15 protein-coding genes and 2 riboswitches are annotated in these 14,784 nt (G+C 39.4%); of the genes, 5 read left to right on the forward strand and 10 right to left on the reverse strand.

Features of this window, described 5'->3' with window-relative positions:
• Positions 1–83: 83 nt before the first annotated feature.
• The 5 genes from H6G69_RS24700 to H6G69_RS34490 form a co-directional block, all read right to left on the reverse strand.
• Entirely contained in the window at positions 84–728 is a 645-nt protein-coding gene (locus H6G69_RS24700; RefSeq protein ID WP_190691795.1) for a universal stress protein, read from the reverse strand.
• Between the two features lie 203 nt (positions 729–931).
• Positions 932–1,069: riboswitch (cyclic di-AMP (ydaO/yuaA leader) on the reverse strand.
• A gap of 17 nt (positions 1,070–1,086) precedes the next feature.
• On the reverse strand, positions 1,087–1,923 hold the full coding sequence (locus H6G69_RS24705) for an ABC transporter ATP-binding protein (RefSeq protein ID WP_190589509.1): 837 nt from the start codon (positions 1,921–1,923) through the stop codon (positions 1,087–1,089).
• Positions 1,924–1,980: 57 nt separating this feature from the next.
• Entirely contained in the window at positions 1,981–3,423 is a 1,443-nt protein-coding gene (locus tag H6G69_RS24710) for an ABC transporter substrate-binding protein (protein ID WP_190691768.1), read from the reverse strand.
• Between the two features lie 114 nt (positions 3,424–3,537).
• Complete coding sequence (gene ntrB, locus H6G69_RS24715; RefSeq protein ID WP_190691769.1) at positions 3,538–4,389, reverse strand: nitrate ABC transporter permease; 852 nt, start codon at positions 4,387–4,389, stop codon at positions 3,538–3,540.
• Positions 4,343–4,465, reverse strand: coding sequence for a hypothetical protein (locus tag H6G69_RS34490; protein ID WP_277883453.1), 123 nt, complete (start codon positions 4,463–4,465; stop codon positions 4,343–4,345). The genes ntrB and H6G69_RS34490 overlap by 47 nt, the downstream gene beginning before the upstream one ends.
• Positions 4,466–4,485: 20 nt before the next feature.
• A riboswitch (cyclic di-AMP (ydaO/yuaA leader) is annotated at positions 4,486–4,686 on the reverse strand.
• 326 nt (positions 4,687–5,012) lie between these two features.
• Here H6G69_RS34490 and H6G69_RS24720 point away from each other — a divergent pair.
• Positions 5,013–6,203 (forward strand): sensor histidine kinase, encoded by a 1,191-nt coding sequence (locus H6G69_RS24720; RefSeq protein ID WP_190691770.1) that lies wholly within the window; start codon positions 5,013–5,015, stop codon positions 6,201–6,203.
• A 49-nt stretch (positions 6,204–6,252) separates the two neighbouring features.
• Here the strand turns inward: H6G69_RS24720 and rnc are convergent, their stop codons facing one another.
• From rnc to H6G69_RS34700, 4 genes are all read right to left on the reverse strand, one after another.
• Positions 6,253–6,936: a ribonuclease III gene (rnc, locus tag H6G69_RS24725; RefSeq protein WP_190691771.1), complete on the reverse strand. Its 684-nt coding sequence runs from the start codon at positions 6,934–6,936 to the stop codon at positions 6,253–6,255.
• A 63-nt stretch (positions 6,937–6,999) separates the two neighbouring features.
• Positions 7,000–7,512, reverse strand: a complete 513-nt coding sequence (locus H6G69_RS24730) for an NYN domain-containing protein (RefSeq protein WP_190691772.1) — start codon at positions 7,510–7,512, stop codon at positions 7,000–7,002.
• Positions 7,513–7,933: 421 nt separating this feature from the next.
• Complete coding sequence (locus H6G69_RS24735) at positions 7,934–8,521, reverse strand: Uma2 family endonuclease (RefSeq protein WP_190691773.1); 588 nt, start codon at positions 8,519–8,521, stop codon at positions 7,934–7,936.
• Between the two features lie 56 nt (positions 8,522–8,577).
• Complete coding sequence (locus tag H6G69_RS34700; protein WP_313951955.1) at positions 8,578–8,883, reverse strand: hypothetical protein; 306 nt, start codon at positions 8,881–8,883, stop codon at positions 8,578–8,580.
• Between the two features lie 401 nt (positions 8,884–9,284).
• On the opposite strand from H6G69_RS34700, the gene bchD reads away from it, so the two are divergent.
• From bchD to H6G69_RS34495, 3 genes are all read left to right on the forward strand, one after another.
• A complete protein-coding gene (gene bchD, locus H6G69_RS24745; RefSeq protein ID WP_190691774.1) occupies positions 9,285–11,324 on the forward strand; it encodes a magnesium chelatase ATPase subunit D in 2,040 nt (679 codons plus the stop codon).
• Between the two features lie 283 nt (positions 11,325–11,607).
• Positions 11,608–12,186: a Uma2 family endonuclease gene (locus H6G69_RS24750; protein WP_190691775.1), complete on the forward strand. Its 579-nt coding sequence runs from the start codon at positions 11,608–11,610 to the stop codon at positions 12,184–12,186.
• Between the two features lie 70 nt (positions 12,187–12,256).
• A complete protein-coding gene (locus H6G69_RS34495; protein WP_277883455.1) occupies positions 12,257–12,391 on the forward strand; it encodes a hypothetical protein in 135 nt (44 codons plus the stop codon).
• A 165-nt stretch (positions 12,392–12,556) separates the two neighbouring features.
• On the opposite strand, the gene H6G69_RS24755 is transcribed toward H6G69_RS34495, so the two are convergent.
• Positions 12,557–13,342: an RNA polymerase sigma factor SigF gene (locus H6G69_RS24755; protein WP_190691776.1), complete on the reverse strand. Its 786-nt coding sequence runs from the start codon at positions 13,340–13,342 to the stop codon at positions 12,557–12,559.
• Positions 13,343–14,009: 667 nt separating this feature from the next.
• On the opposite strand from H6G69_RS24755, the gene H6G69_RS24760 reads away from it, so the two are divergent.
• Positions 14,010–14,738, forward strand: coding sequence for a Bax inhibitor-1 family protein (locus H6G69_RS24760; protein ID WP_190691777.1), 729 nt, complete (start codon positions 14,010–14,012; stop codon positions 14,736–14,738).
• The last annotated feature ends 46 nt before the right edge of the window (positions 14,739–14,784 follow it).

Raw genomic sequence — 14,784 nt, forward strand, 5'->3', positions numbered from 1 at the left:
ATTACTAAAAAAAGCCACCTCAGTACAGGTGACTTTTCATTAATATTATTTAGATCAAGAATTACTGCCATTAAATACAGTAGTTATTCATCGATGCCATTAGGTATACCTAAAATAGCACAAGGGAAGTTAAAACCTAGTGACTGAATAATTTCATGATTAATAGATTTGCATCCGAGAAATAAAACATCAGCCGCCTCTGATTTCACGACTTTTGTCAGTTCTTCTGCCACATCACCAAACCGCAAATGCGATTTAAAAGACCCTTGCCATTCTTCTGCTAAACTTCTGGCTTGCCAAAGAATTTTATCTGCTTGTTCTAGATGCGTTATAGTTTGTGTTTGGAAATTTTGCGCGATTCCAGGCAATTTTGGGGAAGTTAATACAGATGTGGTTGATTGGTAGATATCACTAACTCCACATTCACAAGGTGTTAAATAATTTGTCCATTTGACTTTATCAAGATAGCGGTCATCTTGATGATTTTCGACTACGTAAACTGCTTGAACGGTAACTTGTTTGTTGGTTGCTAAACGTGTTTGATGAGCAATACAAAAAGCAATATCTAGGGCTGTATGACTATTAGGTGATGCATTGTAAGCAACAATTAAGTTGATGGCTTGTGCGGTTGGATAATTTTTAAAAGAATGTATTTGTGGTTCTGGTATTAATACCATTTGCTCCACTAAATCATATCTACCTATGGCGCTTTGCAGGCGCACTAACATTGGCTTAATGTTCACAGTTTGACTTCTCCTACAGGGAATGAATTAAAAATGAGAAGCAGGGTGAATGAAGTATGAAGTATGAAGTGTAAAGTATGAAATTTTCCGTAGTAATTTCATCCTTGAGACTTGATCCTTCTGGATTCATTTTTATCCTTGATTTCAAGAAACCCCAATAATAACTGTTATGACAGCCAAATTTTTGGGAGTTCCCTCCATTGCCGACGGAGTTAGCTGACGGGCTAAGACTGGAAGGTGTCTTTCTTGAAGATTAGCCCCATGTATATGGTTCCTCCGTTTCAAATCATGATTTTTGATGGATTTGAATTAGGCGACCCGCTAAAAGAAATAATAAACTAATTTATTCATTTTGGGTGAAGTATCTATCAAGAAAATTCAAGGCATAATTACGCAATTCAAAATATTCTTGAGAATTACGCATAGCAGCGCGATCGCGTGGATGATCGAAAGGTACTTCTAAAATTTCCCCAATATTAGCGGCTGGGCCATTAGTCATTAAGACGATGCGATCGCTCATATAAATAGCCTCATCAACATCGTGAGTAATCATCATCACGGCTTGGCGATTATTTTCCCAAATATCTAATACTTGCCGTTGTAATTTTCCTCTAGTTAATGCGTCTAACGCCCCAAAAGGTTCATCCATCAGCAACATTTTCGGACGAATTGCTAAAGCCCTGGCAATACCTACCCGTTGTTTCATACCTCCAGAGATTTCATCAGGATACTTATCTGCTGCCGGGGTTAAGTTTACCATTGCCAAGTGTTCGTTAACAATGCTAATTTTTTCAGCGCGAGTTGCATTTTTTAACACTTCATCTACGGCTAAACGAATGTTTTCTCTAACAGTTAACCAAGGCAATAAGGAGTAGTTTTGAAAGACCATCATCCTTTCTGCGCCTGGCTTGCGGATTTCTTTGCCATCTAGTCGCACTGAACCAGAAGTTGCTGTTTCTAACCCGGCAACAATTTTTAACAAAGTTGATTTACCACAACCAGAATGACCAATTACCGAAATAAATTCATCTTCACCAATGCTGAGATTGACACTATCCAAAACCACAAAATTACCTTTATCGGGTGTCGGATATGACTTGACTAAATTTTCAATTTCTAAGAAGTTATTACGAGACATAACTTGCTGTTCAGTATCGATTGAAGTGGGTGTATATTTCATCATCACAGGCTCCGCTAAAATTGGAACTATTTGTTAGTCAATGTTGAGAATTAATACCTAAGACATAAAAAAACGCACCGGAGATTTAGCCCGAATTGCAAAACTATTGAGATAGCCTACCGGGTCACTAGGGTCGAAGGGTTTTTTGTCAATAAATACTTCTGCTGCTTCAACTTTGTAATCATCTTTAGGGCATTCAATACCCATTTCTGCGGCTATTTCTCGATATAAATCTGTTCTCCAACCTTTTTCAGCTAATTTCTCAGCGTTTTTGGGAAATTCATGAATTTGTCCCCACCTGGCAGCTTGGGTCATCAACCAAATACTTCTCGAACGCCACATAAATGTTGAGTGTTCATTTGGCTGTTTGGGCAAGTTGTCGGGAATGTCGTAAAAGATGGTAGTATCAGCCGCTTTGATGGTGCGGTCTTTGCCATCAAACCCACCATAGTTATAACTTCCCAAAATGCCTGGGGCTGTAAATTTAGTAATTGGGGCATTCTTATTTTTCGGTCTCGCACCTGTAAAAGAACGGTCAGTCAGTAGTTCGGCGACTTCTTGGCGATTTTCGGGTTTGCTGCAATATTGGCAAGCTTCAATCATCGCCTTTACCAGAGAACGATAGGTTTTGGGATATTGATTGATGAAGGATTCCATCACGCCTAATAATCTATCGGGGTGTCCTAACCAGACTTCCTTACCTTGGGCGAAGGTAAAACCAACACCTTCGTTACCTGTAATGGCTCTGGTGTTCCACGGTTCGGCTACCATATAAGCTTGCATTGCCCCAATTCGCACGTTTGTCACCATTTGGGGAGGTGGGACGATGATGACGCGAAATTCTTTGAGAGGGTCAACACCAGCCGCCGCAGATATATAACGCACGAAGTATTCGTAAATCGCGGAACTCAGAACTACTGCCCAAACTCGATTTTCTGGAGGCTGCTTGTCAAAGTAGGCGCGGAAATCTTTACCAAAGGCTTCTAATGCCCCTTCGCCATATTGTTGTTGATACTCGTACCACGGACGTAAGCCAAAATCCCACATAGCCTTGTTCATCGTCATGGCATTACCGTGGCGATGAATGGTCATGGCTGCACATAAAGGTGCGTGACGCGCCCCTTCTGCCCCAATTCTGGCATTGGTGACAGCCCCCGATACAACAGGGGAAGCATCTAAACGACCAAAAATTAAACCATCGCGGGAAGTTGCCCAACTCGCTTCGCGGTTGAGTTTGACGTTTAAACCATACTTGCGAAAGAAACCTTTTTTCCAAGCGATCGCAAATGGCGCACAATCATTAACAGGAACGTAACCAACGGTAATATCCGGTTTTTCTAAATCTTGAGGTCTGACTACAGGTTTGACGGCTAAGGCTTCTTCTGTTAATCCTTTTGCTGACCTATCTCCCGAAATTCCACAGGAAGATAAGGCTATTCCGGCTGTTGTGGTTCCCAGTCCTAAGAGAAAGTCTCTTCTAGTCCAGTTATTGTCAGTCATTGTTGTAGTTCTTTGATTATGTTCGCGCACAGACGCAAAGGCGCAAAGAGACTCTACGATTTCTCGGCGTTCTTGGCGACTTGGCGGTTCGATATTAAAGGCTGCTAAATTCTGTTATTTCGCGGTTGTTGGGCGATGAGTCACAAATTCTTGGAGTTTACCAACGGCGAAATCGAGAATTAGTCCGGTTAAACCAATGACAAATACAGCCAGAAAAACAGAACTGAGATTCAACCGACTCCATTCATCCCAAACAAAGAAGCCAATACCAATACCGCCTGTCAACATTTCGACGGCGACAATAACTAACCACGCAATGCCTAAGCTAATTCGCAAGCCTGTGAAGATATAAGGTAAACTGGCAGGCCAAATAATTTTAGTAATTCTGCGCCAGCGTGGCATTTCTAAAACCTGTGCCACATCTATATAATCTTTGGGAACGCTGGCAACTCCTAGGGCTGTGTTAATAATGGTCGGCCATAAGGAGGTGATGAAAATTACAAAGATTGCTGAGGGATCTGCCAAGTTAAAGATAGCTAAAGCAATGGGCAACCAAGCCAAGGGCGATACTGGTTTAAATATCTGAATAATGGGGTTGAGGGCTAACATTGCGGGCCTGGACATCCCAATGAGAAATCCCAAAGGAATGGCGACGACTGCACCTAACGAAAAACCAATCAATACGCGGCGCAGACTGGCTAGTAACAACCAACCAATGCCCAAGTTACCCGGCCCCCGTTGATAAAAGGGATTTAAAATGTAGTCTAAATTGGCAATTAACGCCTCTGGTGGTGTGGGCATTAATTCATGGTTGACTAAAGCAACCACCCACCACAGCAAAATAATGCCTAAAAAACCCAATATAGGTAAAAAGACGACATCTTTAGTAATAATGGGCTTGCTTTTCTGCCATACGGCTTTACCGGCGATCGCCGCGATCGCTGCTAAATTTAATTGCAATATCATCTTTAACCTCAGCAGGTTTCAGTACGGGTACAAAAATCTGAGCAGTACCAGCCTTGGACACTGATGAGATCAACACATTATAAAAATGCTATCTCTTCAGTCTCCTCTCAATGCCTACGAAGTTAGCTGACGGGCTAGGGCTGAGAGATGCCCCTCTAAATTAAGTATGAAGTATGAAGTATGAAATCAGTTTTTCAACTTTTATGCTTCAGCCTCTTTGTCAGATACGCCCCAAAATCTGGTTCCTCCGTTTCAGCGTTACGTACTTTGACACGCTGAATTAGGCTGACTTACTCGAATTGACAACAATATAGCGAAATATAACATTGCTGTCCAGTAAAAACAACTTCGTAGGATAGATTCTATTGATTGCTATAGCTGGATTTATTTATCATATGATTTGGCAACGATGTGTAACGAATATCTACTATTGCCTCGTTAGTATTACTCAACAAAAAGCCAAAAAATGCAATCTCAAGAGTTAAAATCTATCGTTATGAGTAAGTGATTTCCTTCTTGTTATAGTTGAATGATTCGGTTAATTCGGCACAAAAAAATCACCATTCTCGATAAACTAGTTCTAGATAAAATTTCTTCACTAAATCTTTGCAAAATTTAACGTAATGGATTTTAGTCTCATACTGGCTGAAAATACTAACAGTATCATTGAGAAATGGGTGACAGCAGTTAAGCAAGATAGGCAGATTGAAAGTGCTGATGACTTGTCTTATACAGCGATTAGAAATCACATTCCTGATGTGTTTCAAGCCATGATTAGTGTGCTTGCGCCATCTCAAAAAAGTGATATCAAGTCTATACTGACAGCCAGTTGGCAACATGGGTTACTGCGGGCTGAACAAGGTTTTGACCCAACAGAAATTGCCAGAGAATATCGTCTATTAAGAATAGTAATATTTGATACTTTAGAGTCAGATTTATTGCAGGGAACGCCAGCAGAAATTGTGCGTTATATGCGTTTAATTGATGCTGTAATAGATGAAGCGATCGCACGCTGTTTTAAGAGTTATGTTGAAGAGCGTTTGCGAGAATTAAAGCATCTACATTTATCATTAACTCTACATAACGAAGAATTAACCCGTTTAATTAATGCTAATCAAGATACATTTTCGCAATTAGCCCACGAACTAAAACATCCTCTAACATCAATTATTGGCTATTCTGATTTATTTTTACGACAACAAAAACGTAACTCTGATATTAAAGATTCTTATACGAACTTAGAACATATCGAGCGAGTATTACGCAATGGCAGACACTTGCTGCGTTTAATTAATGATGTATTAGAACTATCAAGATATGATGCAGGTAAAGTAAAACTGCAAATCATACCTACCAATATCCAAGAATTGGTAATTAATGTGTGTGAAATGTTGGAACCGTTAGCAGAAGAAAAAGATTTACAAATTATTGTAGACTGCGATCGCTGTCCGGCAGAAATATTCACAGATGAGTTTCAATTACAACAAGTAATCACCAATCTTGTTAGTAATGCCATTCGCTATACAGAATCAGGTAGTGTCTCAATCGTATGTCAAATTTTAGACAACAATAATTGGTCATTTACAATTGCTGATACAGGAATTGGCATTGCGCCAGAAAACCAAACGCGGGTATTTGAGCCTTATTATCGGATAAATAAAAGCGATCGCACTTACCTACCTGATAGTACAGGATTAGGGCTGGCGATCGTTGCTCGCTCAGTTAAATTACTTCAAGGTGAAATCAAGTTAGAATCTCAATTAGGAGTGGGTTCAACCTTTACTGTAATTTTTCCCTTACAAGTCAATATTTAATTCAGCTTTTTTGCCTAAATTAGCCATTGAACTTTAAACCTATCACCACCTACAACCAACCTTCTTGTTTCAACTTAGCTAGTGCATTTTCAGCAGCAGCTTTTTCCGCATCTTTTTTATTGCGTCCTTTTCCTTCACCGTACTCTTTACCATCAACAAATACTTTTGCGGTGAATATTGGTGCGTGAGACAAACCACCCACCTGTTTTGTGATATATTCAGGCGGGTTTATTGTTATATTGCGTTGTACCCATTCCTGAAAACGGTTTTTTGAATCTACATTCGAGCGAACTACAACAATTTGTTCAGGTACGGAATTAAATAAGGGTTCAACAATTGCTCGCACTGCTTCAATATCACCATTATGATCTAAATAATAAGCACCAATCACTGCTTCAAAAGTGCTACTCAGCAAATTAGGATTTTGAAAACCACCATCTAAAATCGCTCCTCTTCCTAACCTCATTCTAAAATCTATACCAACTTCTTCAGCAAATTTGGCTAATTGCTTTTCATCTACTAAAGCAGAACGTCGGCGTGTTAATTCATCTTCACCCTTTTCTGGGTGGTGGCGATAAAGATACTCACCACTTAAAAAGTTGAGAATAGCGTCACCGAGAAATTCCAAGCGTTCATTATGTTCTCCTTCACCTGGGTTTTCATGAACATAAGAACGGTGAGTCAGCGCTCGACGTAAAAGTTTTTCATTCCGAAATGTTAGAAGTTTGTGCATTTTTCTTACTTGTCCAGTTGGGAATAATAGATAATGTTTATTCTGCTAATAAGTAGCAGTAGCCTAAAATTGACTTGTGTTTTTCATTAACTCTGGTAGTTCATCCACCAAGTAGAAATTATTGTTGCCAACAAGTTGCATTAGTTTATTACTAGCACTACCTTTTTGAGCAAAAACTATCACCTTTTTATCTATAGCTTGGAGAATCGCAATTAAGCCAGCATAATCTCTATCTCCTGATACAAGAATAATTATTTTGGGGATAGGTAAATGTTGAGGAGCAAAAAGCTTTACACAGTCAGCTATTAAACGATTATCTGCACTGTTTTCAGAAGAATCTGGAACGTCAACACTTTCAAAATGAAGTTTATTTAGTATGTTTTTGATGGAAACTTGATTAGGATAATGTGAATTATAGTAGAGTTTTTTGTAATCTACTCTTCCTTGTAATTGTGCAAACTCTAGCAAAAGAGTAGCGGTATTCTTAATTCTTTGCACATTTTGAATATCACAAAGAACGGCAACAGAAGTTTTGTTATGTTTACTTTGTGTTTTAGATGCTGAATTAGCAACCATTTTAGTTTCTCCAGTATTGGTAATATACTAGGCAGCATCTAAAAATCACACATAAATCAGTAGTAAAACCTTAAATATGAAAAAGATTGATAATGAATATCAATTCTCATACTAAGGAATCTACTTTTGACTTTTGCTTTAGTCTCAGAGATACAACTCACTTTTTACTTACACTTCAAGCCTTGAAATATCCCCCTTCCTGAATATCCGCCTAAGTATTCTCTTTGAATACTCAGGGAAAGGGATAACTCAAAGCTTGGCAAGTATTAAGGAGTTGTTCTCACCTGAGACAAACTCAAAAATCAAAGCTTTAGAGTGCATTTATTTTGCTGTCTATAAGTATAGATTCGCACAATCAATACTGGATGTCAAGATAGTTTTTTGTAAAAAATCACAAACCTGAACAGGAGAGCAATATCGCTTAAGAATTTGACTTTAGCGGAAATACTTTATTTAAATCGATAGATAAATCTGAGAAACAAGGCAAAGATATAACTTGATTAGGTAAAACAATTCGCTTATTTAAATAACCATATTTACCGTGATTATCTTGATAAGGTTCGCTATAACATTCTAAATAATTATCGAATAAATTAAATATCCAATAATTGGAAATTCCAGCTTGAGCGTAAAGAGGAATTTTTATATCTTGGTCATAACTTAATGAAGAGTCGGCAACTTCCATTACTAACAAAACATCAGCAGGGCTAGGATGAGCCGATAGATAATTATCATCTTGGTTATGCAAAATAGTAAAGTCTGGTTCGGGTTCACTATTAGGTGGGATAGAAATTGGAGCTTGACATTGTAGAGTAGCTTTGTCTCCTACTAATTTGGGTAATTCTCGTAGTAAGTGGCGTAGACAAGTGGCATGAGCAGTACCCTTTGCTACCATTTGAATAATTTCCCCTTTGATTAATTCAATATGATCATCTTCATGAAAAAAGTCTAATTCTGTAAGTTTGTGATATTCATCTAGGGTAAAGCGTTTAGCTTGAGCAATAGTCATAAATTTTAGATCAAAATACGATAACCATTATTTTAAAATATTTTTAGAAAGATTACCTATGATTTGTTTTGAACGATCGCACTATACAAAATACCTAATATTTTCTTAATATCCTTGATATAATACTCAGTTAAATCAATGCTAACAATATTTTCTTCAAGCTTCAAAAATTGCCAGATAGTACCGATTGTCATAGCACCATAAATTGTCTTAATGGGGTTTCCAGCTTTCTCATTAAAGGCTTGGGTAGCTACCATTTCCGCAATACATTGTGCCAAACCAGACCGCAAATTTTCATTTTTACTTTCTACTAAAACAATTACTGGGCTACGTACAAGTAATTGCTCACTAGACAAACTCAAAATAAAATCACAAAAGCCATTTAGCCCGCGTTGAACATCTACATTAAATTCAACACCAGAAAATCAACTAATTTCATAATTAAATTTGCGTCTAATTTCTAACAAAATCGGACTAATTATCATTTCGCTCCGGGCTTTTTTTGAGCTTATGGCTACAGCTAAATCTACATTTTCTTGCAGTATAGTAGATAATAAATCACTACATTATTGTTCTGGTACATCGGCAAATAATCCAGAATGCTCGTCAAGATTTAAACAAAAATTATCAATAATTTCAATCAGTTTAAAATCACTGTAAGCCATAAGAAATAAATAAAATTGGTGGAATAAAATCTAACTTAATTCTAAATGAGCCGGAATTCTTGATATGCTAAAAACCAAGACTAGCTATTTTGGAAACAATGCCTGCGCCTACAATCACTCCAACGATCGCCTCTTTTCCCTTGACCGCCGTAGTCGGTCAAGAAGCGATAAAATTAGCCTTGCTGTTAGCAGCAGTCGATCCGGGTTTGGGAGGAGTGGCGATCGCAGGTCGTCGCGGTACGGCAAAATCTGTAATGGCGCGTGCTATTCACGCCCTACTCCCGCCAATTGAAGTTGTTCCTGATTCGATTAGCAACTGCGAACCTACTCGCCCCGAAGAATGGGACGATTTACTGTTAGCCGAATACGCCGAGAAAGATATTCAGGATGTCCCTACACAAATCATTCCTGCGCCGTTTGTGCAAATTCCCCTCGGTGTCACAGAAGACAGACTTGTAGGTTCTGTGGATGTGGAACAGTCGGTGAAGCAGGGAGATACAGTTTTTCAGCCTGGGTTACTCGCCACTGCTAACCGGGGTGTACTGTACGTAGATGAAATCAATTTATTAGATGACCAGATTTCCAATCAACTTTTAACAGTATTATCCGAAGGTCGCAACCAAATCGAGCGGGAAGGGATAAGTTTTCAACATCCTTGCAGAGCATTATTTATTGCTACTTACAACCCCGAAGAAGGCGCACTGCGAGAACATTTACTTGATAGAATTGCGATCGCCCTCTCGGCTGATGGTGTACTCGGTTTAGATCAAAGAGTCCAAGCAGTAGAACAAGCGATCTCTTTTTCCCAATCTCCCCAAGAATTTCTCCAGCAGTACAACGAAGACATCGACGGACTAAAAACCCAAATTATTCTGGCGCGGGAATGGTTAAAAGAAGTCACTATCACCCACGACCAAATCGCTTACTTAGTTAATGAAGCCATTCGCGGTGGTGTCCAAGGACACCGCGCCGAGTTATTTGCTGTGCGCGTCGCCAAAGCTGCCGCCGCCTTAGAAGGACGCACCACCGTTAACGCCGATGATTTACGTCGCGCTGTCGAATTAGTGATTGTACCACGGGCAACTGTAGTCCAAACACCACCACCCGACCAACCACCGCCACCTCCTCCCCCACCACCACCACAAAACCAAGACGAGTCAGAACAAGACCAACAAGAGGAAGAGGAAGACAAAGAAGAAGACCAACCCGAAGAACCAGAAAACCAAGAACCACCAAGCATCCCCGAAGAATTTATCTTCGACCCAGAAGGTGTAATTTTGGATGAAAGCGTGCTGTATTTTGCCCAAATGGCGCAACGTCAAGGTAAATCTGGGAGTCGCAGCTTAATTTTCTCCGAAGACCGGGGACGTTACGTCAAGCCGATGTTACCCAAGGGTAAAGTTCGGCGCATTGCTGTAGATGCAACCCTCAGAGCTGCTGCACCTTATCAAAAAGCGCGGCGTGAAAGACAACCAAACAGAAAGGTAATTGTTGAGCAAGGTGATATTCGCTCAAAACGCTTGGTTCGTAAAGCCGGCGCATTGGTAGTATTTGTGGTAGATGCTTCTGGCTCGATGGCTTTGAACCGGATGCAGTCAGCTAAAGGTGCAGTTATGCAACTGTTAACTGAGGCTTATCAAAACCGTGACCAAGTAGCCTTGATTCCCTTCCGAGGAGAACAAGCGGAAGTTTTATTACCCCCAACACGTTCTATCGCTTTAGCAAAAAACCGTTTAGAAAGATTACCTTGTGGTGGCGGTTCACCCTTGGCGCATGGTTTAACCCAAGCTGTACGTGTTGGTTTAAACGCCCAAATGAGTGGCGATATTGGGCAAGTTGTAGTAGTAGCCATCACTGATGGCCGGGGTAATATTCCGTTAGGGCGTTCTTTGGGCGAACCCCAGGAACCAGGAGAAAAACCGGATATCAAAGGCGAGTTATTAGAAATTGCTGGCAGATTTCGGGCTTTGGGAATGCAACTATTGGTAATTGATACCGAAAGTAAATTTGTTTCCACCGGCTTTGCCAAAGAACTAGCCCAAACAGCCGGAGGTAAGTATTATCATTTACCGAAAGCCACAGATAAAGCCATTGCCGCTATGACCAGAGGTGCGATCGCTGATCTAAAATCACGGTAGTTAATCAATGATCAATGGTCATTGGTAATTGATAACTCCCCATCTAACCTGCCGTGTACATACAAGTCAAAAATTTGTAGTATGAAAACCTATCCCGCCTTGAACTAAAGTTCCAGGCTCATAGCCAAAGTCCACAAAGCGTGGACTGGAATAAATTTCTAGTTGAGTCCTCTTCAGAGGACTTGTGCTGTAAGACTCGGAATTAATTCCGAGGCGGGATAGATGCACTCAACCCAGATTTGTGTATACACCGCAGCCATTTAACTCAGCACTGTTTAAATCTATGGTTCAGTCTTCTAATCAACGTTTAACAATGGAAGAATTTCTCGCACTTCCTGAAGGTGATATCAAATACGAATTTGTTAACGGTGAAGCTGTTCCTAAATATAAAGACGATGAAATGTCACCAAAATTTTTTCATGGTGCGACTACTGGTGCTTTATTTATAATATTGTCTTTATGGGCAGAAAAAAAAGGGCGAGTAGTAGTTGAGTGGGCAATAAAATTAAACCGAAATCAGCAAGATTGGATACCTATACCTGATTTGACATATATTTCTTATAACCGCCTTGCGGCAGATTGGTTGCAAGATGAAGCTTGTCCGCTTGCACCTGAATTAGTGATTGAAATTATCTCACCTGGACAAACTTTTGGAGACATGGCTGAAAAAGCCACAGATTATCTCAACGCAGGTGTTTTGCGTGTTTGGGTAGTCGATACAAAAGCCAGAACTATCACTGTATTTGTCCCAGCTTCCTTACCAATGACCTATCGCCATCATCAAGTAATTGGTGATGATTTATTGCCAGAGTTAGAAATTACTCCTAACACCATATTTCAACGTGCAGGCTTAAATCTCTAATATAAGTTCGGTGTACTTCTTCAGAGAAACCGAAACTTAGGGTTGCTCAACCCAACAAAGCGTAGCGTAAATGTTGAGTTTTACTACCCTAGATTCAGCATTAGCACGTTTATGGGAGTTAAATCTTCTTAATCTAGATTTAATTGATGAGATGGTAAAATTTTTTGGCGATCGCACCCTGAAATACCAAGCAGATAATTACTGATAAATAATCTTTAAAATCAATCAATTCAAAGCTTGGTCTTAATTAGAGGAAATTTGAGGCATAAATCTTTCCTCTTCAAAATTTTGTATTATAGCTAGCTAGATTTAGATATTTTAGAGCAATATTAATTATCCAAAGCTCTTAACGACTTTGCTCTAATGAAAATCAAGAGCCAGATGCGACTGCTTGTGGTTGCAAATAATTAATCAAATCATTAATACCTTTTTGCAGATAGCGTGTCACAGTCATTGGACTAGTACCAATGTTTTTCGCTGCATCCTTGCGTGAAAGTTCTTTTAAGAAAACCATTTCTACTGCCATCCGGGGCTTTTCTTCTAGCATATTAATTGCCCCTTGCAGTTGTTGGCGTTCTTCTTCTTGTTGCTGCATCACCACAGAACGAGGACAAGGTAGTGCTTCACCTAAAGTAATTTGACAATCCACATAGTGAACTGCTGTAGCATCTAAACTTAAAGGCATCCGGTTTTGGGCTGCTAACTTAGTTTCTTGCCATTCTTGCAGAGAGACTTTCAGTATCTTAGCAATTTCCGCATCTTTGGGAGGACGACCTAAAGATAAAGCCAATTCTTTGCGAACTTTTTGTCCTTCATTGTAAAGTTCTTGCCAACGACGAGGAATTTTTAATAGTGTACTGCGATCGCGCAAGAAATGTAGCATTTCACCACGAATATACGGTACAGCAAAGGAACTAAAAGCATAGCCTTGACTAGGGTCAAAACGCTCAATTGCCCTAATTAAACCAAAATAACCGATTTGTTCTAAATCTTCATAAGGTTCATTACATTGATGGCTAAACTTATGAGCCATCTTTCGCACTAAGCCAGTATGTAACTGTACAAGTTGATTACGAAGTTTAATCGAGGGATTTTGGTGGTATAAGTGTAATAACTCTATCCCATCAATTCGCATAGAAGACTCGAGTGCTGCCATATCAATTCCTTTGTATAAACTCCTTTTCCTAAAAAATGGAGTTGCGTATATGTTCTTCAAAGCTGTAATTATTTTCCTTAGACCACGCTGATTAAACCATCGTCGTTCCACTGAACTTAATTTGCCTCTATCTCTTGCATTCAGTGTTTTTACGCATGATTTTCTTTTTTTAGTTGTTGCAGTTAATTTTTGTTTTGCATAAAAACTTGGTTGTTAAATTAATATTTAATTTTTGGCAACCAAATCTAATTATTTTTTTAATTCATAGCCGCCCCAAGAGGACTTGCCTTTAAGCTGAGAATCCAGAAAAAATGGACATTAAAAAAATTGGTTTAGTTGATTTTTTATATAAAAAAAACGATATTAATCAATAAGATTTATCTAACAAAGAGTTGACGAGCAAAGCTAATAAAATCTCTAAACCCCACCTATAGATAAGTTTTTGGAACAAGCTCTGATAAAGATGTGATTCTCAAAATGATTTTTCGTGTTGTTGAATTTGAGTGCTTGACCTATGAATCCTAGGAAGCATAGTTGTAAATGTATGAGACAAAATATGTCTATTAATGAATAACGCCGAGTTTTCCTACAAAATACCCTAGCTGGTCAATGCAAATCTTGGTAAAAATAGGAATACACAGCACTTTTTTGCGCGAAAAACTCAAGTATGAGCAATACAAGTAACTTTCGTGAAGCTATCCGAGACGCTAGAAGCCAAGCCCTCATCGGCCCTAATGTCATTGCCAATGCCCTACCTTACGTTGGTGGTGGCCTTGTCCTGACTGCATTAGGGACTTATGGCGGTTTAGGCGTTATCCGTAATAACCCGGAAATATTTTTCCCCACCTTTATTGGTGCGGTAATTCTCGAGTTAATTCTCTTCTTTGTTGCCCAAAATGTGGCGGAAAAAGGCAAAAAAGCTATTGCTTTGCCTTTATTGGCAACCTATAGCCTCTTGTCTGGTTATACTCTCAGTGGTTTAGTATTTGTCGCCTTAAGAACCCAAGGTGTCGGCATTCAAGGCATCGGTTTAGCCGCCCTCGGCTGCGGTGTTACTTTTATTGTTGCCCGTCAAATTGGTTCAAATTTGTCTGAACAAGACGGAATGGCTTTGACAAAAACCATCAGTCTCGGTGTTATTGCCTTGATTGTGGTTTGTGCAGTGCAATTTCTCTTTGCTTTGTTTGGTGTTTATACCCCAACTTGGCTAGAAATCGGCATTTCTGGTTTAGGCGTATTTTTGTTTGTGGGCGTGTCTGTTGTAGATTTTTACATCCTGCCCCGTACTTACCGCAACGACCAATACTTGCCTGCTGCTTTGTCGATGTACCTAACTTACATCAACCTGTTTGTCTTTATCTTGCGGTTACTGATTGCCCTCAATGGCCGTGATTGAGCAACGATAAATAGCAAAATTTAAGAAATTTTTAACCGTGGTGCAA

The organism is Nostoc sp. FACHB-110, assembly GCF_014697425.1.
Classification (GTDB): Bacteria; Cyanobacteriota; Cyanobacteriia; order Cyanobacteriales; family Nostocaceae; genus Nostoc_B.